At 47.9% G+C, this 22,695-nt stretch carries 15 protein-coding genes; 3 read left to right on the forward strand and 12 right to left on the reverse strand.

Annotation, left to right across the window (positions count from 1 at the left end; genetic code table 11):
- Positions 1–3: 3 nt before the first annotated feature.
- The 5 genes from GON05_RS29530 to GON05_RS29550 all read right to left on the reverse strand — a co-directional run bounded on the left by GON05_RS29530 (position 4) and on the right by GON05_RS29550 (position 5,390).
- Positions 4–1,317: an alpha-L-fucosidase gene (locus tag GON05_RS29530; protein ID WP_157324312.1), complete on the reverse strand. Its 1,314-nt coding sequence runs from the start codon at positions 1,315–1,317 to the stop codon at positions 4–6.
- A 426-nt stretch (positions 1,318–1,743) separates the two neighbouring features.
- Positions 1,744–2,370 carry an SGNH/GDSL hydrolase family protein gene (locus GON05_RS29535; protein ID WP_181646210.1) on the reverse strand — a complete coding sequence of 209 codons (627 nt, stop codon included), beginning with the start codon at positions 2,368–2,370 and terminating at the stop codon, positions 1,744–1,746.
- Between the two features lie 25 nt (positions 2,371–2,395).
- Entirely contained in the window at positions 2,396–3,313 is a 918-nt protein-coding gene (locus tag GON05_RS29540; protein WP_157324314.1) for a dihydrodipicolinate synthase family protein, read from the reverse strand.
- 4 nt (positions 3,314–3,317) lie between these two features.
- On the reverse strand, positions 3,318–4,214 hold the full coding sequence (gene dapA, locus GON05_RS29545) for a 4-hydroxy-tetrahydrodipicolinate synthase (protein ID WP_157324316.1): 897 nt from the start codon (positions 4,212–4,214) through the stop codon (positions 3,318–3,320).
- A gap of 27 nt (positions 4,215–4,241) precedes the next feature.
- The gene (locus GON05_RS29550) at positions 4,242–5,390 is read right to left on the reverse strand and encodes an iron-containing alcohol dehydrogenase (protein ID WP_157324426.1); all 1,149 of its coding nucleotides are present in this window, start codon (positions 5,388–5,390) and stop codon (positions 4,242–4,244) included.
- A 246-nt stretch (positions 5,391–5,636) separates the two neighbouring features.
- On the opposite strand from GON05_RS29550, the gene GON05_RS29555 reads away from it, so the two are divergent.
- The 3 genes from GON05_RS29555 to GON05_RS29565 are packed head-to-tail and all read left to right on the forward strand — an operon-like array spanning position 5,637 to position 11,483.
- Complete coding sequence (locus GON05_RS29555) at positions 5,637–6,650, forward strand: glycoside hydrolase family protein (protein WP_157324318.1); 1,014 nt, start codon at positions 5,637–5,639, stop codon at positions 6,648–6,650.
- An 18-nt stretch (positions 6,651–6,668) separates the two neighbouring features.
- Positions 6,669–9,380, forward strand: coding sequence for a family 78 glycoside hydrolase catalytic domain (locus GON05_RS29560; protein ID WP_157324321.1), 2,712 nt, complete (start codon positions 6,669–6,671; stop codon positions 9,378–9,380).
- Between the two features lie 33 nt (positions 9,381–9,413).
- Positions 9,414–11,483, forward strand: coding sequence for a glycoside hydrolase family 65 (locus GON05_RS29565; protein ID WP_157324323.1), 2,070 nt, complete (start codon positions 9,414–9,416; stop codon positions 11,481–11,483).
- 47 nt (positions 11,484–11,530) lie between these two features.
- On the opposite strand, the gene GON05_RS29570 is transcribed toward GON05_RS29565, so the two are convergent.
- The 7 genes from GON05_RS29570 to GON05_RS29600 form a co-directional block, all read right to left on the reverse strand.
- Positions 11,531–12,106, reverse strand: a complete 576-nt coding sequence (locus GON05_RS29570; protein ID WP_157324325.1) for a TetR/AcrR family transcriptional regulator — start codon at positions 12,104–12,106, stop codon at positions 11,531–11,533.
- Positions 12,107–12,489: 383 nt separating this feature from the next.
- On the reverse strand, positions 12,490–14,223 hold the full coding sequence (locus GON05_RS29575) for a methyl-accepting chemotaxis protein (RefSeq protein WP_246239575.1): 1,734 nt from the start codon (positions 14,221–14,223) through the stop codon (positions 12,490–12,492).
- 348 nt (positions 14,224–14,571) lie between these two features.
- A complete protein-coding gene (locus GON05_RS29580) occupies positions 14,572–17,181 on the reverse strand; it encodes a discoidin domain-containing protein (protein WP_157324328.1) in 2,610 nt (869 codons plus the stop codon).
- Between the two features lie 20 nt (positions 17,182–17,201).
- On the reverse strand, positions 17,202–18,713 hold the full coding sequence (locus GON05_RS29585; protein ID WP_157324329.1) for a glycosyl hydrolase: 1,512 nt from the start codon (positions 18,711–18,713) through the stop codon (positions 17,202–17,204).
- A gap of 116 nt (positions 18,714–18,829) precedes the next feature.
- Entirely contained in the window at positions 18,830–20,200 is a 1,371-nt protein-coding gene (locus tag GON05_RS29590) for a sugar phosphate nucleotidyltransferase (protein WP_157324331.1), read from the reverse strand.
- Between the two features lie 41 nt (positions 20,201–20,241).
- Entirely contained in the window at positions 20,242–21,573 is a 1,332-nt protein-coding gene (locus tag GON05_RS29595) for a UDP-glucose dehydrogenase family protein (protein WP_157324333.1), read from the reverse strand.
- Positions 21,574–21,577: 4 nt separating this feature from the next.
- Positions 21,578–22,678: a glycosyltransferase gene (locus tag GON05_RS29600; protein ID WP_157324335.1), complete on the reverse strand. Its 1,101-nt coding sequence runs from the start codon at positions 22,676–22,678 to the stop codon at positions 21,578–21,580.
- Positions 22,679–22,695 lie beyond the last annotated feature (17 nt).

A 22,695-nucleotide genomic window follows, 5' to 3' on the forward strand; every position in this document is an offset into this window, starting at 1 on the left:
CGTTTAAGCCCCTCCTTTCAAAAACAATTCAATGACCGGCACCGCTACATCAGGTTTTTTCACTGGAAGTGACAAGACCAGCGTCTTCTCATCTCTGCCCTCTTTGTACGCTCCGTTGTCGATTCCGCTATGGACGATGCCTTGCTTGAAACGAATTTCGGATGCATCGTTAAGCAGCTGAGCGTACTCGACTTGCCCAGCCAAGCCATGCAAGTGAATGCTTTTAAACGGCCAACTATACACATGCACATATAAGCGATTGGTCTCGGGGTTGTAGGTCAGTCGGCAATCCTGCGGACATTCTATGGTTTCCGGCGCCTGTGTGCAGCCATAAATCGAACGGCTGTGACGTCTCATCCAGTTGCCGATGCCTTTTAATCGATCGATCGAACGCTCATCAAACTCGCCCCGACCGGTCGGTCCTACATTCAGGAGCAAATTGCCTCCTTTGCTGACCACATCAATGAGCATTTTGACCAACATATCGACGCTTTTCCATGATTCCTCATCCCGATGATATCCCCAGGAACCACTGAACGTATGCGGCGTCTCCCAAACAACACGTTTACCGTCGATCTGCACCCATTTGGTCGGCAAATACTGCTCAGGCGTCGTAATATCCCCACCGATTTGCAGGCGATCGTTCAATAAAACGTTCGGCTGCAACTGGCGAATCAGCTTGATCAGCTCCTTGCTGTTCCAATCTTCCTTGCCTTTGCCTGGCAATCCGTTCTCCTCCGGGAAGGAAAAATCGTAAAACAACAGATCCACATCGCCATATTCAGTTAACAATTCTTTCGTTTGTCCAAACAAATAGTCGCGATATTGCGCAAAATCCTTTTTCGCACTTTCAGCGATAGCCTCTTCATCGAACCGCAAGGGGTGCTTCGTGTCGATCGTGTAATGCGGGTGATGCCAATCAATCAGGGAATGGTAAAAGCCTACCTTCATGCCACGCTCACGGAAAGCCTCCGTCATCGGCCTGATCAAATCTCGGCCAGCCGGGGTGTTCGGCGCTTTATAATCGGTCAGCTTGCTGTCCCATAAGCAGAACCCTTCGTGATGCTTGGTCGTTACTACGGCGTACTTCATTCCAGCATCATAAGAAAGCTGCGCCCACAATTCCGGATCGTACAAATCCGGATCAAATCTATTAAAATATTTATTGCGATATTTCTCTCCGCTTAATCTCTCTCTGGATTGCAGCCATTCATGCCTGGCAGCTAGCGAGTATAGCCCCCAATGAATGAACAAGCCGAACCTGTCATGCGTGAACCATCCGCTGTCACCGTTTGTTGGTTCTATTTTGTATGTCATTGCATTTACCCCCTTGTACTTCCGTAATAAGATTGGAAAGTCCGCGGAACCGACCTGTCTACGTCCACGATTAACGCCTGATCAGACGATACTTTCCAGTTGCAGGAATTTGAGCTCATGATCAGTTTACAAGAAAGCAAGCGGCCCATTATAGGCTGAATTCATCACATATATAGGTGGCGCGAAGCGAGCGAGTACTCTTCTGCATGGTTATTAGGGAACTACAACCTACTATTTTTCTAAAAATGTGCTGTTTTCAGCGGTGAGGGGAACTACAGTTCGCTATTTTGGTGATTTCACGCAAAATGTCGTCCATGAAAGGCAAATAAGACCTTGTAGTTCCCCTAAGATTGAAAAAACCTCGTTTTTGACCAAATAGAGGACACCAGTTCCCTTTCCCTAGGGCTCAGCTCCCCTCAATGACCCTCAACGACTCTCAACAGCCTTCAACCACGTCGTTGCCATCAGTGTATCCCCGAGCGAATTCATATGCACACCGTCCGTCGTCAAATCCTGGCCCGTCTCCAGCTTAAGAAAATCAATAAAAGCCAGATGCGTCGGAACCAGGATGGCGTCATACTGCTCAGCCAACCGATTCACGATGTCCACATACGGCTTCAGAAGCCGGTTGCCCGTGGCATCCGGGTACTCCTTAATGACCGTAGGCTGCATGAGGATCAATCGGCAATCCAGGATCTGCTTCGTTTGATCCAGCAAATTCCGGTAGATTTCCTCGAATTTGTCCGGGTATACCTGCTCGCCCATCGGAGAGTCCAATTGGCGCCACACATCATTAATCCCAATAGAAACGGATACCCATTGAGGTTGATGATCGATCACATCGAGCGTCCACCGTTTCTCCAAATCGATGACGCGATTGCCGGAAACGCCTTCATTAATAATTTTCAGACTAAGCTGCGGATAAACCGCTGTCAGGTAATCATGAATCATTCGTACATAACCCGAACCCAGCTTCAGCGGATCTTTTTTACGCCCTTTATCCGTAATGCTATCCCCGATAAACACAATGCGATCTTTCTTTTTAAACGGCACAATGCTTCCTCCTCTTTAAAATATGTTAGACAAGCAGCTTCTTTAGCATCCGATACACGGCATCCAACTGCTCCACTTCCAGCTTATGATTTTCTCGAAAAGCGCCTGCATCCTTAGAACGGCAATGCAAGGAAACCGGAAGACCCCTTTTGCTTAGATGATACTTCGCATTCACAGGATACATCTGCAGCTCAATCAGCGATGCGGCTCCAACGAACGACTGCAGCATCTCCGCGATGGCTGGCTCCGAGTCCCAACATTCGGTTAGCCGCACATAGAGATCAGGATGAAAGTTTGCCATAACGCCGCTAAAGCCGGAGGCACCCAATCGCAGGGAAGCAAGCAGCGTTGCGGAATTGGCATTAAACAGTTGAAGTGAGCTGCCTTTCACCGCTTCAAGCTTTGCGGCAATTTGCTGCACATCGCAGCTGGTGTCCTTAAGAAACGCAAATCTTCCCGTATCTGCACATTGTTTGAGCAGCTGCGGACTCAGCAGCCTTTTGTATGGATACGGACATTCATAAATGCCCATTGGCACATTCGGGACTCGATCAATCAGCTGTAGAACACGCTCAAACCAGATCTCGTCAGATTCATCCGGACCCGCCAGACGGTTGCTGACTAGCACAACGGCCTGAACCCCGGTCTCCGCGATCCGCTGCAATTCCTCTACCTGCTCCTCGAACTGCTCGGAGATATGCCCCGATGCGATAACCGAAACCCGACCGGCAGCTAGGCTCGTGACGAATTGAGCAAGGCTCACTCTCTCCTCCAGAGTCAAATAAAACATCTCACTGGATTGACACACGGCAAATAGGCCATGCACGCCTTGGTCAATGTACCATTCTATCAGCTGCTCCAATGCGGCATAGTCCACTTTGCCTGTATTCGTGAAAGGTGTTACCATCGTGGGCCAAACACCTTTAGGTATGTTCATTGCCATTGTCTCAGTTCCTTTCCACCAAATAAGTGTCCATCACCCGCCGGAGCTCCTCTTTCGCTGATGAATTCAGCGATTGTACAGGCAGGCGCGGTTGTCCCGCAGGTAATCCGATCATATTCATCGCTTCCTTCAGTACAGAAGGGAGCGTCCCCATCGAAAACGCGTTGCGCAAAGCTCGCAGCTTGCGCTGCTGTAATTCTGCTTGTTCCAGCTCCCCTTGGTGCCACAAATCGTAAATGCTTTTCACAACTTCTGGAAACACATTGGCTGTCGCTGCAATAGCTCCGCGCCCTCCAGCCATCAAGGTCGGCAAAATGAGTGAATCCGTACCTGCCAAAACGGAAAAGTCCGGACCAGCTGCCTCCATATATTGCAAAATGGTATCAAAACTGCCGCTGCTGTCCTTGATCCCGACAATGTTAGGCACTTTGCTTAGTTCCTTCACGGTTTGGGGTTGAAGCGAGTTCCCCGTCCTTGCCGGAATGTTATACAGCAGTACGGGAAGCTCTGTCGCTTCCGCAATCTTGCGAAAATGAGTCAGCAGTTCCTGCTGGGTATAGGTCAGAAAATACGGCGTAATCACGGACAGCGCATCTGCCCCCATATTCTCCAGACGTACAGCCAGTTCAATAGATTCCTTCGTACTTGTGCAGCCAGCCCCCACATACACCGGTAATTTCCCCTGTGTTTCCTCCAGGACGATTTCGGCGACTCGCAGTTTTTCCTCGAAAGACATGGAGAAGAACTCCCCATTCGTACCGAGGCAAAACAAGCCGTGCACATCCGCATCAATCAATCTGCGGGTTAATTGCCGCAATGCAGCTTCATCAATCTGCTGATCAGCATCAAAAGGCGTCACCATAGCGGGAATGATACCTGACGGTCGCAATAAATGATTCATCACATTTCTCCTTCTTTGTCCCACTCGTTATGGAAGCAATTGGCGGTAAACAGCTTGCATATCATCTATGTTCATCGGTTTCGGATTGTTATGTAAAAGCCTCGTTACCTTCGATGCAGCAACGGCCAGCTCACCGATATCCTCATCGGTTACACCAAATGCACGCAAATTTTGCGGGATGTCCATTTCGGAGGCCCATTCGAAGATAAGCCGAATAACGGCCTCCGAGACCGCCTTACCGCCCTCTGTTCCAATCTGAAGGCCCATCGCGCAAGCAACATGACCAAGTCTTCTCTCGATGGCATCCATATTAAACGTCATGACATGCGGCAGCAGCATTGAATTCGCTACACCGTGCGTAATGTTGAATTTTCCTCCAAGCGGATAAGCCAGTGCATGAACGGCTGCTGTTCCAGCCGAACTAAGTGCCATCCCGCCATACATCGATCCTAGAAGCACATTCTCTCTAGCTTGGAGATCGGATCCGTGATGGTAGGCTTGCAGCAAACTGCCAGAAAGTAAACGAATCGATTCAAGGGCGAACATATCGCTTATGGGATTAGCTTTTGTGGAGATATAAGATTCCAACGCATGAGTAAACGCATCCATACCGGTTGCAGCCGTGATGTTTGGCGGCAGGCTAACGGTTAGCGCTGGATCGATAATTACTAGCATGGGGAGCAAATGCCTGCTGATAATGCCAACTTTTAACTCCTGTTCAGGAATCGTTACAATCGCGTTCGGTGTCACTTCTGAACCCGTTCCTGACGTTGTTGGAATTAACACCGTAGGTATCCCTGGTTTCGATACGCGGTCAATGCCGATAAGACTCATTACGTCCACGGGATCTGTCATCAGGACGGAAAACAATTTCGTTGCATCCAGCACACTCCCGCCGCCAATGCCAATGAACAAATCGACAGGTTCAGAGGCGATGCGGCTGTACACTTGTTGAATGTTATCAACCGTTGGTTCCGGTTTCACATCGGTATAGCACCTGGTGCTTATTCCCGCATGCGACAGCTCGGTCTCAATTCGATCAATGACCCCCATCGTCTTTATCGAAGGTTGCGTTACGATCACCACGTGTTTGAAATCTCCTTGCCGTTTTATCCTTGGAACCAGTTCGGCAATCGTGTGTTGTCCGGCAACAATACTGCGGGCTGTCTCGAACATAAACGGATTGAAACCGTGATTGTCCTTCACTCAAGCCCCTCCTCTCAAGCTGTATGGCCTAAATTTCCCCCTCATCCTACGCTCGGCTATTCATGATGTCAATGCTGCCAAGCGCTGAAGATCGCTTTGACCTATATATCAGGTACAATACCCCACACAACAAGTAAGCGCTTAATTGTAATCTGAAAAGGGAATTGGGAAATGAACTTTAGATTTTTGGATTTTTATCATAAGGAGTGTGTCACGTTGCATATACAGCCTTATCTCACACCACATAAATTGGGAAGTCCCGTGCTTGTTGGTTCAGGGTTGCCTGGCCATTTCGATGAGCGAGCCGTCGATTGTCCGTTCGTCTTTCAACATAGCGGCAAATTCTACATGATGTATGTGGGGTTTGACGGAATCGGCTACCAGACGGCTTTGGCGACAAGCCATGATCTTATCAACTGGGAGCATCTAAGTGTTATTTTAAAAAGAAACGACGACTCGGCCTGGGATTCCATTAATGTTGCCGGCACATGGATATTGAAGGAAAATCGCCTCGATGCTCCCCCTGTATTGAAAAAATGGAACAACAAATATTGGTTAGTCTACCACGCCTATCCCCATGCAGGTTATGAAGAAGGCTCGGCCAAAATTGGCATCGCCTGGACCGAAGATGAGCAGCTGCTGGAGTGGCATCGATGCCCGGATCCCATCTTAACCCCGGAAGAAGGCGCAGACTGGGAAAAGGGCGGGCTCTACAAAGAGTGCCTGATTGAGCATGAAGGTACGTTCTATTTGTATTACAATGCCAAAAACACAAATAAAGGCCGGTGGATCGAGCAAACAGGCGTTGCTTTCTCCACTAATTTGAAAGAGTGGCATCGCTACGAACAAAATCCGGTTCTGCAGGTTACCCCGGATGGATGGGATTCCGGATTTGTCAGCGATCCTTGCGTGCTGCATGATCCGGAACGAGACCAGTGGGTCATGTATTACTTTGGCTATAATTACAAACAAGCGCAGGAAGGAATTGCTCTTTCCCGTGATCTGTTAACTTGGGAGAAATATCCTGAACCCATCATTCGAGTTGGGGAAGAAGGCAGCATTGATGCTATTTTCGCCCATAAGCCCTCTGTCGTTATGCATGAAGGTAATCTCTACCATTTCTACTGCTCATGCAGACGATATCAAGAAGGCGATCCGACCAAAAACTACGGTAAAGAGTTTCGGACCATCAGCGTCGCAACCTCACAGCCGATAGACACCCAACGATGACCAAGGGGGCGAGCACGGATGCAAGTGGCTGAATTGTTCGTAGAAAGCAAGCGTCGCCCACTCGGGGTTGATGTCCTCCAGCCGGCCTTCGGCTGGAGTTTTGCCGATTCGCCGGTTCGTTTGCAAATGCAAACAGCCTATCGAATCCTTGTTTTTGATGCTGAAGATGATAGACGAAGCGAAATTGTGTGGGACAGCGAACAGCGTTTTAGCAGGAAAAACGTTCATATCTTGTACGAAGGGCCGCCACTTCAGTCCAGGCAACGCTATTATTGGAAGGTACAGGTGTGGGATGCGAATGGCCACATGACGGAAAGCTCTGTCTCCTGGTGGGAAATGGGACTGCTCCATGCTGAGGATTGGTCTGCGACTTGGATCGCTCGCTTTGCAGAGGAGCCCCTTGAACGCCCCGCCCTCCCTCTCTTGCGATGGGAATTCCATCTCAACAAACCTGTGGCGCAAGCTCGCGCCTACATCTGCGGGTTAGGCCAGTTTGAGCTGCGCCTTAACGGGGAGAAAGTCAGCGACAACGTCCTGGAGCCGGGCTGGACCAACTATGACAAAACTTGTCTCTACTGCGTCTACGATGTAACGGAGCAGCTTCATGAAGGCGGCAATGCCATTGGAGTGATGCTCGGGAACGGTTTCTTCCATGTGACGGGCGGCCGCTACAGCAAATTCAAGCATTCCTTCGGCACCCCAAGGTGCCTCGTTCAGTTGGAAATCACCCATACGGATGGCACCCAAACTCGGATTCTTAGCGATCGCCACTGGGATTCCGCGCCGGGACCTATCACCTTTTCGTGTATATACGGAGGCGAAGATTACGACGCTAATCGTCGCCAAGCGGGTTGGGATTTTCCAAGTTTTACCGGGAACGATGCTTGGAACCCGGCGGTCGAAGTGCCAGCACCTGCAGGAAAGCTTAAGTCACAAGCGACTTCTCCATTAAAAGTGATGGAAACTTACCAGCCCGTACAGATCACTCAACCGCTTCCCGGTGTATACGTGGCTGATTTCGGCAAAAACTTTTCCGGTTGGATGAACCTCCGGGTTCAAGGCCCTCAAGGCGCCAAAATAACGATGTCCCCTGCCGAATTGCTGAAGGATAACGGCACAATCAATCAGAAATGGACCGGTTCTCCCACCAAATTCACTTATACGTTGAGCGGGGATGCTGAGGGGGAAACTTGGTCGCCTCGTTTCAGCTATACCGGGTTTCGTTATGTGCAGCTCGAGGACGTCGTTCCAGTTTCAGCAGATGCGGATGCGAATGCGGCTGTCTGCGGTTCCGACATTCCAGTACTTATTCAGCTGGAAGGTCAAATGATTTATCCGGACGTAAACGTATGCGGAAACTTCGTCAGCTCAAATAAGCTGCTAAACCGCACGCATGAGATCATTAACCAAGCGATACGCAGCAACATGAAAAGCATTTTTACCGACTGCCCGCATCGGGAAAAGCTCGGTTGGCTCGAGCAAATTCATTTGATGGGCCCTTCCGTAGCATGGAATTACGATGTTGAGCCATTGTTCATCAAGACGATGGAGGACATCCGGGACGCCCAGCTGCCAAACGGGATGGTCCCGACAACGGCTCCGGAATATGTAGTTTTTTCCGACCAATGGCGCTGCTTCCGGGATTCTGTCTCCTGGGGCGCCACCTATATCCTCACAGGCTGGAATTTGCTGCAATTTTACGGCAATCATCGGATTTTGACTGAGCATTATGAAGGAATGAAAGCCTATATCGACTATTTAAAAGCGAGCTCGGATCAGCTGATTATCCATACCGGGCTCGGGGACTGGTACGATGTCGGCGACAATCCGCCTGGATTTGTTCAAAATACGCCGGTTGCGCATACCGAAACCGCTATGTTTTACCATATCGTCGATGTGTTTGCACAAATCGCAAAGCTCTTGAATCGCAGCGATGACGCTCTCCACTATACACAACTGCGCGACGACATCAAATCTGCGTTTAATCAGGCTTTTTTCGATGACCAAACGCAGCAATATGCCACTGGCAGTCAAAGCTCCCAGGCGATGCCGCTTGTTCTAGGGTTAGCCCACGAGCCGTATAAAGAAACCATTTTAGCTGGGCTTATCCATGATATTACCTTACGCGGGTATCATACGACGGCAGGCGATATAGGCCATCGCTATGTACTGCTTGCCCTTTCTCAGAATGGTCGCAGCGACATGATTTATAACATGAGCCAAAAGACGGATCACCCGAGTTACGGCTATCAAATCGCAAACGGCGCGACATCGTTGACGGAAGCTTGGGACGGACCTACCGTCGGCAAGTCGCAGAACCATTTTATGCTCGGACATTTGGAAGAATGGCTCTACAGCGGCTTGGCAGGCATGCAATATCGGTATTGCCCCGAATTTGAAAGCTATAAGCTGACTATCAAGCCGGCCTTACTGGGTGATTTGAATGAAGTAGCCGCAGATTATCGTCTGCCATCCGGAAAGCTGCGAGTCGCATGGCGACGGAATTCGGTTGAGCTTAGGCTCAAACTAGAGATCACCATTCCAGCAAATTGTTTGGCGGATGTCCACCTTCCTTCAGTCACCATAGATACTCTCCTCGAAAGCGGAATTCCGCTAAAGGATGCAGACGCTATACAGGAAGTCATGCTTGAAGGCGGCGAAGACGGGGAAGGCGGGGATGCCGTCATATGCTTAGGCTCAGGCAGCTATCTGTTTGAATGTGAGGTTTAAAATGAAACTACTTTTTCCCAATGGGGTGATGCCATGATCGATCGAAAGGCTTTAGTTGAGCGCCATAATCCGCTTATTACCAGCTTTGATAAATTCTCTTCCCTCTCCGTCGGCAATGGGAATTATGCCTTCACGGTTGACGCAACCGGCTTGCAAACATTCCCGAGCCTATACGCAGATGGGGGTGTTCCGCTTGGCAACTTCTCCAATTGGGCGTGGCATACGCATCCAAATCCAGAGATGTACCATGTGGATAAGTTCCCTCGAACCTCTTTTCCTACCTTTGGCGGGAGAGAGATCGGGTTTCCCTATATGGCGCCCGGCCAAATTACCGATGAATATAAATGGCTGAAGTTTAATCCGCACAAATTACATCTTGGACAAGTTGGCTTCCGTTTCACGCTGCCCTCAGGCGAGGAAGCCGCCGCTGACGATTTGAAAGAAATTGAACAAATGCTTCATCTATGGGGCGGAGTCATTGAAAGCCAATTCTCAATCGGCGAAGCAAAAAGCAGCGTGACTACCTGCTGTCACCCCACGCAGGATTTGATCGCCGTTCGCGTGAAATCGGATTTGATCCGCCAAGGACGTCTCCAAATTGCCTTTCATTTCCCTTACGGCACATGGAAGTTCGCAGGTGTTGATTGGGGAAAAAGCGGCCAACACGCAACGGAAATCGCGACCGGCAGCAGCCATTCCGTCCACATTGACCGGAAGCTGGATCAGGATGCGTACGCGTTTGCTGCCGCTTGGTCCAGCGGAAGCCTCGTTCAAGACGAGCAAGACAACCACTTGCTTCTTCTAACACCATCATCCGATCACGATGAATTCGAGTTCCGGTTCCGATTTACTCCCAAATCTGATGAGTCTGATTTGCCGGCCTTTGAAGCTGTGCGAGCCAGCGCTGAGCAGCATTGGCGCAGCTTTTGGACCTCCGGCGGAGCCATCGAGCTGGCAGGTAGCAAAGATTCGCGCGCGCTCGAGCTTGAGCGTAGAATTGTGCTGTCTCAGTATTTGACCGCTATTCAATCATCCGGAAGCCTGCCGCCGGCAGAGTCAGGACTTACCCATAACAGCTGGGCCGGCAAATTTCATCTGGAAATGCACTGGTGGCATTCCGTTCACTTCGCACTTTGGAATCGGGTGGACAGCCTGACGAACAGTCTGGAATGGTACATCAGCATCCTGGATCAAGCCCGAAAGCTCGCTGCTTCTCAAGGCTATGAAGGGGCAAGATGGCCGAAATGCGTGGCTCCGGATGGCGTTAACGGTCCTTGTTACATTGAGCCGTTCCTCATTTGGCAGCAGCCGCATCCTATCTATTATGCTGAGCTCATCTATCAAATTAGGGGCACCCAAGAGACGCTCCAGAAGTACGCGGATCTCGTCTTCGAAAGTGCAGCCTTCATGGCCTCTTTTGCAGAATGGGATAACGAACAGCTGCGGTATGTGTTAGGTCCGCCAGTTGCTCCAGCGCAGGAAATTTATGATCATGCAACGACAATGAATCCGACTTTCGAATTGTCCTACTGGGCATTCGGATTATCAACAGCCGTTGCATGGCGGAAAAGGCTAGGACTCCCGAAGGTAGAGAAGTGGGAGCATGTCCTGAACCATTTGTCCAAGCTTCCCGTGGTGGACGGTTTATATGTTGCTGCGGAGACAGCTCCCGATACATTTACTGGTGGCAGCAGCACCAAAGATCACCCTACGATGCTGGCTCCGCTCGGTATTCTCCCCGGCCATATGGCGGATCGTGAAACGATGCTTAGGACCCTGCACGAAGTCATTAAAGTCTGGGACTGGGATGCGACATGGGGATGGGACTATCCGCTCGTAGCTATGACTTCGGCAAGACTCGGCGAAGGACACTTAGCCGTAGACACCTTGTTGATCGATAAGGTTACCAACACCTTCCTCCCGAATGGCCATAACTACCAGCGAAAACCATTAACGGTATACCTCCCTGGCAACGGGGGCCTGTTAAGCGCTGTTGCCATGATGGCGGCGGGTTGGAAGAACGGGCCGGAAACCCATGCACCCGGATTTCCACAAGATGGCTCTTGGGAAGTGAAGTTCGAGGGTTTGGCCAAAATGTTATAATCAAAGAAGAAGGAGCCCGCTTGCCGCGAGGCTCCTTCTTCGTTCTTTCAATCCAATATAGCTAGCGATGTATCAATGATACCTTCCAGTTTTTCTTTATCGTTTGTTGTTTTGGCCAACACACATAATCCGATAAAGGCGTTGTTCAAGAACTCCGAAATTCTCCGTGCATCGTGATGACTTCCGATTTCTCCCGTTTCCTTGCCGCGCAATACCAAGTCGTATAGTTTGTCCTCGGTTTTAACAAAACTTTGATTCACTTTCGCCGCGGCTTCTTCATCACAAACAGCTAGTTCAACCGCCGTATTCACGATCAAACACCCTTTAGGACGATCGTCTGCGGCCACAATGGCGTGCTCAAACATTCGCCGGATAGCTTGTTTCATCGGGGTAGGAGCCTCTACTTTTTGATGAACGGAACTTTCCAGCATTTCCCCGTACTTCTCTACTGCCTTCATATATAAACGATGTTTGTCTCCGAAAGTATCATAGATACTCCTTCGATGTATCCCCATATGTGTGACCAAATCTTGCATGGAAGTTTTCTCGTAGCCCTGCTCCCAAAAGATATGCATCGCTTTTCGCAGCACGGCATTCACTTCAAACTCTTTGTTCCTAGCCATAGTCGACCTCCTTTTTACAGAGTCTAGTATAGCATGATTTTGCAGACTTTTGCTTGCATCCGAACAATTAAGGATAAACGACTGTGTGTCATTGGGTAGGCTTCAATTACAGCCCTACACCACGGCAAACGCTTCTCTATGTTGCACTTTGCGCAACATTAAGGCCTCAGGTAGGCCGTTACCTCCTTCCCCATTGTATAAAGTGCAACGCAGGAAACAGAATAAAGCGGTTTTTGCGCTATTTAGCTTGATTCCATTGCAGTTTGTGCAATGAAGAGCGGTATAGTAGTGTGTAATGCCATTTTATGTTGCATAAAGTGCAGCATAGACATAAGAGCGAGGAGCCGTGACGGTGATTGGGCTTGGATTGGTTACTAGGTGCATCACAGCTCAAACTTCCCAACGGCCGTATGCAATTGTTCGGCGATGCCGTTCAGCATACCGGCAGACCTTGTGATATCATTCAGCGACGTCATCTGTTGCTCAGAAGTTTCGGCCACCTGTTGAGCGTAGGCAGATGAATTTCTAGCGTGAGAGCTCGTTTCTGCGACTGAAGCGGACACTTCTTCCGAAGTGGCGGCCAGTTCTTGAGCGGATGCCGCAACCTCTTGTATGCGAACAGCCACTTTCTCGGAAGCCAAGAAAATACGATGAAAGGAAGTCTCCGCCGTATGTGCCATTTCTTTGCCCATATCCACTTCCTGCAGGCAATCATGCATCGTTTGAACAGCAACTCCGGTATTGTCCAAAACCTGGCCGATCAATTCGGTAATTTGATTGGCAAATTGCGCGGATTGCTCCGATAGCTTGCGCACTTCCCCGGCAACAACCGTAAATCCTTTGCCTGCTTCTCCTGCACGAACCGCTTCAATCGCCGCATTCAAAGCGAGCAGGTTGGTTTGCTTCGCTATATTGCCCATCAGGCCAATCATATTATGAATTTCTTGAGAATGATTCTCCAAATTTCGAATAACGGTGTTCGCCCTGATGACCGTATCACTCATACCGTTCATGCTCGTAATGAGCGCTTGAAGGTCTTGTTCGCCTTGCTTTGCCTCTCGGAATGCTTCCATGGAGATATCTGATACCTCGGACGAAGCTTCCGCGATTCGCCCAATACCAATGCTCATCTCCGTCATCGCTGTATGCGTATCTTCGTAATTCCGGACTTGAATTTCTGCTCCGGAAGCTACCAATTGCATGACCTCCGCCACTTGGTTGGACGCATGCGACGTTTGCTCTGCGTGATCAAGAAGCTCTTTGGACGAGTCAGCAACCGAAGAAGAGGCGTTGCGGATTTGCAGCAAGATGTCCCGGACATTCGTCTTCATTCGGTTTAACGAACCGACAAGTTCACCAATTTCATCTTTATTTCTCACTTTCACATCTTGTTCAGATAAGCTTCCCAAGGACACCGTCTGAAGAGCTTGGGAGACAAGCCGCACTGGCTTGGAAATATTACGTGTAATGAAGAAAGCCAGAATCAGACCGATCAAGACGGCAGAACCAAAAATATAAATCAGGTTCATTTGTCCAGAACGATAAATGACCGAACTGCTTTCTGAGGCAGCCACAGCGCCTTCATGTTTGATTTTTACAAGAACCTCCAGATATTTCTGCATGTTCACAAAAACTTTATTCGAATCTGAAATGAGCGTTTCCACTTCTTTCTCCATGTTGCCGGAGCCTTTACTCAAATTGGCTTTTTTACTAAGTTCCAAGAACTTCTCATGATAGCCTTTGTAAGTCGTCCATTGGTTTTGGAAGGCTTCGAAATTCCGCTTCTCCTGCTCATCCGTCAGCCCTTCTCCAAATTGTTTAATCTGCTCGTCTACATTGCTAATCCCTGCACTGGCTTGTGTTTGTGTGCTTTGCAGCTGAGCTGGATCCATTAAGATGAAAAGCTGCATTTCTAATCCGTGTACATTTTCCGTTAAATAACTGATCGTATTAACAGCTTCAACGCCAGGCATCCATATCTGACTGATTTCATCACTTTTGTTCTGAATCGACTTCATATTCGTTAGACTCATCCATCCTGCAACAGAAGTAAGCAATAATAGCACAATAAAACTGACATACATTTTCTTACCCACTGTAATTTGAGGCAGTCTCATATTCAAGAATCTTCTCTCCTTTAGATATTAACCTTTGTTCAAAAATTTCCAATATCTAAATGTTACAGAAGGATTGTTAAATGTAGATAAAAAAAGCCCCCACAAAGTGAGGACTTTCATCAAAAAACGACATGTAAATAGGACTTTTTAATGATTACTAATGTAATATTTAGCATAAATCCAACATTTTTGTTTGTTTTAAGACAGAAAATTACAAGAATTCTTGTTAAACTTGATTTATTATAACAAAAGGCGAGGATAATATGGTTCAAGTCATCTGGTTGCTCATCTTAATTTTGTTTCTCATCGTAGCTTCCACCCGCAAAGGGTAAGCGTATTCCTCGATGTCTAGCCATAAATCTGCAGATCATGAATGGACCAGTAATTCCCTGCCTTCATTGTCTGGATGATCTTGACGAATCGTGCATACGTTGGACTAAAATTAATGTCCAGTATGCTTGAACCGCTACCTGTTGCAATCGGCTGAGACCACGTATACCCATCGGTAGAAACATATACCTCATATTTCCTTGGATAATCATTCGGGGACCCTTCGCTCCGAAGCCGTATTCGGTTGATCGTGGTCGGCGTTTTCATATCCACTTGATAGAATTGCCCGGGAGCTTGCGCGACCCCCGTATCCCATCGACTGTAGATATTACCGTCAATCGCCCCTTGAGGTTTTCCGGAACTGCTGGTAACTTCCCAGTCCTTGCGATCCAGCGCCACACTGTCTGTTGCGGTAGCTGACGCCGGTTGTGAAACTTCGTTAGTACCTGAGAGTTTAATCTGATACTCGTATTGGTTCCCTATGACTGTACTCGTATCTACAAACTCAGTCCCCTGCACTTGCTCGGCTATCACCTCGTAACTGCTCTCACTCCCGCCAGATTTGCGCAATATATCATAACTTTGTGCTACTTCCGACTCTTTCCAGCTGAGCTCAATCGCATGATGCTGAGCCGGTTTCGCCTGAATCCACGTTGGTGCCACTTTCCTCACTCCGTCTGCTCGCGACAAGATGTACTGCACAGCCTCACCCGGGCCTAACGTTTCTTTAAAATTCAGTTCGGGATCGGCTTGCAACCCGCTCAAATAGGATCGTGCCGACTCATACGTATCACCCGCTCCAAACCTTTCACCTTCGTATATCGCAGCCTCCGGCATCGTAACCTTAACCTGTATCGTTTGCGGACTCGATTCGAAATTCACAAAATTGAGCAAAATCTTATCCGATTTCCCTCCTGAACCAGGAAGTGCAGGTAATGTCGAGGTATCCACGCCCCGGAAATAAACCAGTTTATCCGATAGCTCCGGTTTATTGCTTATTTCGTACACCAACGGCTTGCCATGCGTCGCATACGCCAAATTTAAGCGCCGCATCACCCCGACTCGCGTATCCTCTTCCGACGAATTCTTATGAATTTGCATCTGTGCGGGGTTCTGCGTATTCAAATCAATGCCCGGTTCGAACAACGCATATTCCGGATAAAAGGCCGCATGCTGCATGAACATATCGGCATATCCGATATGAGCTCTCATGATGCGATCAAAGACAGCCGCATGGGGCTCCGCCGCGCCATATTCAACGGGATCTTTATGGCTATCGGAAGTGCCGTACTCCGTATTAAGCATGAGCTTCTGCAAACCATCCTCAGCCCCTCCGAAGGTCCGCATGTTCTCCAGAAAGCTTCCATCTTTATTATTCACATAAGAGGTCCCATACGCATGTCCATTGGTTAAATCCGTCATCTCTTCAAGTTCCATTCGCTGATTCGGATCACTTTCCCATCCGTCAGGATCTCCACAGCGCAGCATGCCGGATGTGTTCTGATTCCGACAAGTTCTCATGCTGTATGGTGGTGCATAAGCCCAGCCCGGAGCGACCGTTTTCACATGTGGAGCAAGCTCAGGCAAATTGGTTTTGAGCCATTTGGCTATGGCCAGATTCACGCTTTTGGATCGATTAAATAAGCCTGGTTCGTTATCAATCTCATAATATTGAAACATGGAACCATACTGCTTCACATAGTCCGACAACTTATTTTCTGCATCGGCCGGCAGTGTGCCATCATCATTTAGCTTAATATTTCCTGTATGCAAATGAAGAGCTACCGCTTGCGTGTTGTAGTCACGAAGTGTTTCATAATAAGGCTTAATGGCGGAACATCCCTCTTTGACATCAGTCGCGCAATCCACACGCATCACATTGCCGCTATAGGCAATGCCCAGCCATTTTAAAACATAGGGAAGGTGTCGAACCGCTCCTTGGTCATAGTAAAAGGACAAATTGCTGACCTTGGTGCCCGATTCCACATATCGCCCATGGATAGGCTCTTCGGCAGGGGCAGCTAGTGCATCAAGCGAGAGATAGTCCCATTTCCACCATAGAAATTTGTTCTCATCCGCTTTGCATGACAAGCATCCTTCGGCGGACAGCTTTAATACATTATTTCCGAGCTGCAGCTGCTCCTTGGGAATATATAGCTCATACAATTTTTTATACTCATAAGCGCTAGTCGTCCCTCCGACACCGGCGATTTGAATGATGCCCGAAAGCAGGTTATTGGAAAACACCGCCATCTGAGGAACGGATTTATGCGCATCTAGAATTTTCACTCGGAAATGAACCCCATACTCGGGTATTTCAGCTAAGGCATAGTTGATCGACAAGGTTGGATTCAACGATTTATTGAGACCTTGCGGCACCGAGCTCCAAGTCTCTTGCTGCTGTTCGCCCGAAGATACGGTATAACTGATCGGAGCTGCGCTTTCTTTTCCAAATTCCAAATCAGAATCATCGGGTTTGCCTAATGTCCAGATTGGATTGCCAATCTGATTGGATTCTGTCATCACCTTTACCATCTCTGTTCTTGCAGATGCACCGTAATTAGTCGAAGCCGAGATCAGGATCAGTAAGATCAACAAGGCCGATGGCACAATCACATATCTCATCATGTTAGATACCTCTCAAACCTCTAAGGTAGTAATAGGGCATTTGCTGGAATAATTTCTTTGGGTTGGGAAGGACTCTTCCACATGAGTTTAGCAGCGGCACCATTCTGGTTATCATAATATTCCACTTTCAAATCAACAGGTACGCCGGCGGTAAGGGCGATTGATCCTGTTCGTTCCACCCAACTTTGATTGAACCAACTATCAATAACCAACTTGCCGTTCACCCAGACGCGAATGCCGTCATCGCTTAGCGTCGATATCTGATACGTTTCCGAATAGGCGGGCAAAAGTTTCCCTGTCCATCTCACGGAAAATGTATCTGCTTGCATGGAAGGCAGAGGGGCTGAAGTCGACCAATTAAAATCAATCTTGGCATCTACTTTCGTTTCTTTTAGCCCGGTCAAATCCTTATTATCGAAATATTCCGCTCGCAGCCCATTTTTAGTATCCGGGGCCGAAATTGGCTGAATCTGCGGCTGTTTGATTGGCAGGAAAGATTCTCTGCTCAATATTTTCGAATGCGAGTAGAACGATTTAATCTCATCTTTTTTGTTATTTTCGGTCAGCATCTTGCCCCACGTCATAAAATAAGCCCAGCGGGGCTGATCTTTCAATACATCAGCACTTGGCAGTTCGCCATTCTCCCCGATCGCCACAGGCTTGCCGCCTGCCAATTGGGTGATACTTTTATAATAATCCGGATTGTAATCATTATCATAGATATCGACCGCGAGAACATCCACTTTGCTTCCCCCTGGATAGGTGGCCGTGAAAGGGTCGGCATTCGCATTCGGCGCGTTAGGGCTCCACACCCAAAGCAAATTATTGAGCTTATGCACATGCACGAAGCGATCGTACATTATCGTCCACAGTGCGGAGAAGTTATCCTTCTTGCCCCACCAGAACCAGTCCCCGTTCATTTCGTGATAGGGACGCCACAAGACAGGTACGCCCGCTTCTTTCAATTTCTCCAGGTTAACCGCTGTTTTATCCAGATCATCAATCAATTTCGCATACTGGGGAGTGCCTGGGGTGACGTATTTATCAAATTCCGCTTGGCTCATATTCCGCTGCACATTCGACCAGCAGAGGCAGGTGCCAGGAATGCTTTGATGATAAGAGATGGTAACCAGGCCGCCGGCCTTATTCCAAGCGATTGCGCTGTTGACGACCTTTTGCCTTTGCTGCGCCAATTGGCTTTCGTTTTGAGCCAAAACGGCACCGAATTCATAACCATGAAGCGCAGGAAATTTTCCTGTCCACCCTTTCACTTGATTCGTCCATTCATCTGGACTTTCAAGGTAATCATGCTGCCCGCTAATCGTGCTGACACCCGAAACGACATACAGCTTCTGCAGCACCGCCTTCGCTTCTATCGTTGCCTGCGTGTTGACTGGAACAGAAGTCGCGGACGCCGCTGCTTGCGGTTGAAACAAGAAATTCGGAGCTACCAAGGAGAGTAAGAATAATAAGGAAACCACTTTCTTACGTACACCTGCCTTTCCTAAAATTTGAATCATCTTCTTTGTCATGACGCATCCTTTTCACCATGAAATGGTTATATTTGTAATTTTTATGCCTTCAAACAAGGAATCGCCTTCCATTCCCGAAATCGAATAGAAGGCGGTTCTTTGTTTCAAAACAAAACTTAAATAAATTGATGAAGGGGAATGTCCTTCCAGTCCATACAAATCCTAACGATATCCTCTTCGACTAAGTCGGATCCGCTTTGTACCTCGATAAATTCAACATCCGTAATTGCCCGTATGCTGTGTCTGGTCCCCTCCGGAATTCGCACAACATCACCCGGTTTCACCTGATAGAGCTTATCATTAATGATAATATCCGCTACGCCGCTCACGATGGTCCATACTTCAGAACGTTTGTAATGCAGCTGATAGCTGATATTTTTACCGGCATGAACGAGAATACGTTTCGTAAGCACCTCATTATCTTCGGCATATTTGACATAATCAATAACACGATATCGTCCCCATCTACGTTCTTCATACATCGGGCGATGCTCGATTGTATTCATGACTTCTTTAATGCGAGGGCTCTCCGACTTGTTTGTCACCAGAATGCCATCCGGGCTCACGGCTACAACAGCGTCATGAATGCCGATAACGGTGACAGGGATGTCGAGCTCGTTAATCAGATGAGTATTCTCGCAATCCGTCGTTACGATACCTGTTCCGATTTGGGAACGCCCCATTTCTTCCGTCAACGTATTCCAAGTTCCCAAATCTTTCCAAAAACCATCATAAGGGACAACGACACAACTTGCTTCTTTCTCAACAACTTCATAGTCGAAGCTGATTTTCGTTAATTTATGATAATTTCTGAGCATTTCCTCGTATTGAATCGGAATTCCTTTATCCATCATGACCTCGATGAGATAGCCCAGCCGGAATGCAAAGACGCCACAATTCCAAAGTGCTTTTTGATCAATTAAAACAGCTGCTTGTTCCCGGTTAGGCTTCTCGAAGAAATATTGGACCGCTACCGCTTCTGTCCCTTCCCGGCGTTCTTCAGAAGGAACAATATAACCATATTTCTCGGACGGAACCGTCGGAACGACACCCATTAGCGCTAAATTCGCATCCGTTTCGTGCAGAACGTCCTCTAATTGTTTAATTTTCTGGAAAAATGCCTCATCCACATACGGATCTACCGGCAGCACCGTAATCACTGTGTTCAAAGGTAAACTTTCCACATCATACATGTAAGCAGCAGCTAACGCGATGGCAGGGAATGTATCTCTGCGCTCAGGCTCGATAATAAGCGGAGCTTCTCCGCCAAGTTGGCTAATAATCATCTCGACCTGCGAGCGATTCGTCGCTAAGTACGCATCTTCGCCAAGGCCTGTATTCTGCAGTTGTCTCCATACACGTTGCACCATGGATTCATCTTTGCCTTTATCATCCTCAAGTACCTTTAAGAACTGCTTGGATCTGGAATCATTGGACAATGGCCAAAGTCGCTTACCGGAACCGCCTGAAAGAAGTACCAATTTCATGAAAACCACGCTCCATTTGATTTATTTGGGATACAAGCAAATTATCTAGTCAGTGCTTTCGGTCTGGATACACCAATCAAATCAGGTCGCCCAACGGAATAATATTTGAGCCCCGTTCCTTGAATTTGTTCTTGGCTGTACACGTTGCGGCCATCAATGAGAATCGGCTGATCCATGATAAAAATAAGTTTGGACAAGGAGATCGTTTTGAATTCCTCCCAATCTGTTAGCAAGCAAATCGCATCAGCGCCCACTGCTGCTTCCATCGCATTCTCGCACCACTGAATCGAAGGGTGATCAATACGCTCCCTGAATTTATCCATCGCAATAGGATCATACAGCTTCAGCGTTGCTCCTGCTCGGATCAGCGTTTCAACAATTTCAATTGACGGCGCATAACGAATATCGTCCGTATTAGGCTTGAAAGATAACCCCCAAATGCCCACCACTTTGCCGCTGAGCAGTCCAAGGGAGGCTTCCAGCTTGGAAATCACCTTGTAGCGCTGCGACTTATTCACTTCCACGACGGACTTGAGCAATTGAAACTCATAATCGACATTGCCAGCAATTTGAATCAAAGCGTCCGTGTCTTTCGGGAAGCAAGAACCTCCGTAGCCGATACCGGCATTCAGGAAGGATGAACCAATTCGCTTATCTTTCCCCATCCCTTTGGCCACTTCCGTGACATCAGCGCCTACCTTCTCGCAAATATTGGATATTTCATTGATAAATGAAATTTTTGTCGCGAGAAAGGCATTCGAAGCGTATTTGATCATCTCGGCGCTCCGGATGCTTGTGACGAAGATTTGATCCGTGAAGGCACGGTGGAGATCGGTAAGCGGCTCAGCCAAGCTTGGATTATCGAGTCCAAGGACAATGCGATCCGGATGAAGGGTATCATCAATAGCCGAACCTTCGCGCAGAAACTCAGGAATGGATACGACATCGAAGGCGTGCTGCGTATTCATCGCAATAATCATTTGAATATGCTCATTCGTACCTACCGGAACGGTGCTTTTCGTTGCAATGATTTTATACCCGTTCATAGCTTTACCGATTTCCATAGACGCTTGCTCAATGTAGGACAGATTAGCCTCGCCATTCGGCAAGGACGGTGTGCCCACGGCAATAATAATGAGTTCAGACTGGCTGATGGCGTGAGCCAAATCCGTTGTAAAAGCTAACCGGCCAGCATGGATATTTTTCTCCATGAGTTCTTCAATGCCAGGCTCATAAATGGGAGAAATGAAATTCTGCAGCTTGTCAATTTTCGTTTTATCCTGATCCACACAGATCACATTATTTCCCACCTCAGCGAAGCACACCCCGGAAACTAATCCCACATAGCCTGTTCCAATTACTGCAATATCCATACGATTAATTCCCCTCTCTGAATTGTTGATAAGCTTTAGCCATGTAGATTTTCAATTTCTCCATAAATGTTTTTTCATCAAATTTCTGGGCATGTTGGATAATTCGGCTCACATCCCAGGCATGATTCTCCACTTCCTGGATAGCGAGCAGCAGATCCTCTACCTCCTGCCGTTTGAAAAACACACCATTCACATGAGGCACTATGGTGTCTAGCGCACCGCCAGCCTGATAGGCGACAACGGGTCTTCCTGCCGCATTCGCCTCCAGCGGAGTAATCCCGAAATCCTCCTCGCCGGGAAAGATTAAGGCGCGACACTCTGCCATCATTTTGGTTACTGAACCGTCATCCAACCTCCCCAGAAAACGAACATTTCCTTTAGCCATTGCCTTCAGTCTCATCAGGTCGGGGCCTTCCCCTACGATATGCAAAGGCAGACCATTCCGATTAAATGCTTCTACTGCCAAATCAATACGTTTATAAGACACAAGTCTAGATACGATCAAATAATAATTATCAATATTCGCAGAGCTGTGAAAGCGAGTTGTATTAATCGGTGGAAAAATGACATCGGAATCGCGATGATAGTAATTGCGGATACGACTTTTCACAACCGAAGAGTTCGCAATAAACTGATTTACATTTGCTGACGTTTTTTGATCCCATTGCTTAAGCTGATCGATATAAATTTTCAAGAGACGTTTCATCACGCTCGATTTGGTTTGTCTCTCCATATAAGTGTCATAATCCCAGGCGAAACGCATGGGGGTATGGCAGTAACACAGATGGAACGTGTTCTTCGGTACCTGAATACTCTTCATGAATGCGCTGCTTGAACTGAGCACAATATCAAATTCTCGGAAGTCAAAATCCTTAATCGCAAACGGATAAAGAGGCAGCATTTCTTTAAAATGGCTCTTTCCTCCTGGCATTTTCTGCATCCAAGAGGCTCGTATATCCGCATCCCTCAGTTCATCGAGCAGACGATTGTTGCTAAACATGGTCGTATAAATGGGAGCACTCGGGTACATTTGGTGAAAGACTTCAACAACTCTTTCGGCTCCGCCCATTTGAACCAAATAATCATGCGCAATTGCTATTTTCATTTGATCCATCCTTTACA

The sequence above is a fragment of the Paenibacillus anseongensis genome (assembly GCF_009757995.1).
In the GTDB taxonomy this organism is placed as follows: Bacteria; Bacillota; Bacilli; order Paenibacillales; family NBRC-103111; genus Paenibacillus_E; species Paenibacillus_E chondroitinus.

Coding starts and splice junctions, on each gene's coding strand:
- GON05_RS29530 (WP_157324312.1), bottom strand. CDS start 1,317: ATGACATACAAAATAGAACCAACAAACGGTGACAGCGGATGGTTCACG.
- GON05_RS29540 (WP_157324314.1), bottom strand. CDS start 3,313: ATGGCAATGAACATACCTAAAGGTGTTTGGCCCACGATGGTAACACCT.
- dapA (WP_157324316.1), bottom strand. CDS start 4,214: ATGAATCATTTATTGCGACCGTCAGGTATCATTCCCGCTATGGTGACG.
- GON05_RS29550 (WP_157324426.1), bottom strand. CDS start 5,390: ATGTTCGAGACAGCCCGCAGTATTGTTGCCGGACAACACACGATTGCC.
- GON05_RS29560 (WP_157324321.1), top strand. CDS start 6,669: ATGCAAGTGGCTGAATTGTTCGTAGAAAGCAAGCGTCGCCCACTCGGG.
- GON05_RS29565 (WP_157324323.1), top strand. CDS start 9,414: ATGATCGATCGAAAGGCTTTAGTTGAGCGCCATAATCCGCTTATTACC.
- GON05_RS29570 (WP_157324325.1), bottom strand. CDS start 12,106: ATGGCTAGGAACAAAGAGTTTGAAGTGAATGCCGTGCTGCGAAAAGCG.
- GON05_RS29575 (WP_246239575.1), bottom strand. CDS start 14,223: ATGAGACTGCCTCAAATTACAGTGGGTAAGAAAATGTATGTCAGTTTT.
- GON05_RS29580 (WP_157324328.1), bottom strand. CDS start 17,181: ATGATGAGATATGTGATTGTGCCATCGGCCTTGTTGATCTTACTGATC.
- GON05_RS29585 (WP_157324329.1), bottom strand. CDS start 18,713: ATGACAAAGAAGATGATTCAAATTTTAGGAAAGGCAGGTGTACGTAAG.
- GON05_RS29590 (WP_157324331.1), bottom strand. CDS start 20,200: ATGAAATTGGTACTTCTTTCAGGCGGTTCCGGTAAGCGACTTTGGCCA.
- GON05_RS29595 (WP_157324333.1), bottom strand. CDS start 21,573: ATGGATATTGCAGTAATTGGAACAGGCTATGTGGGATTAGTTTCCGGG.
- GON05_RS29600 (WP_157324335.1), bottom strand. CDS start 22,678: ATGAAAATAGCAATTGCGCATGATTATTTGGTTCAAATGGGCGGAGCC.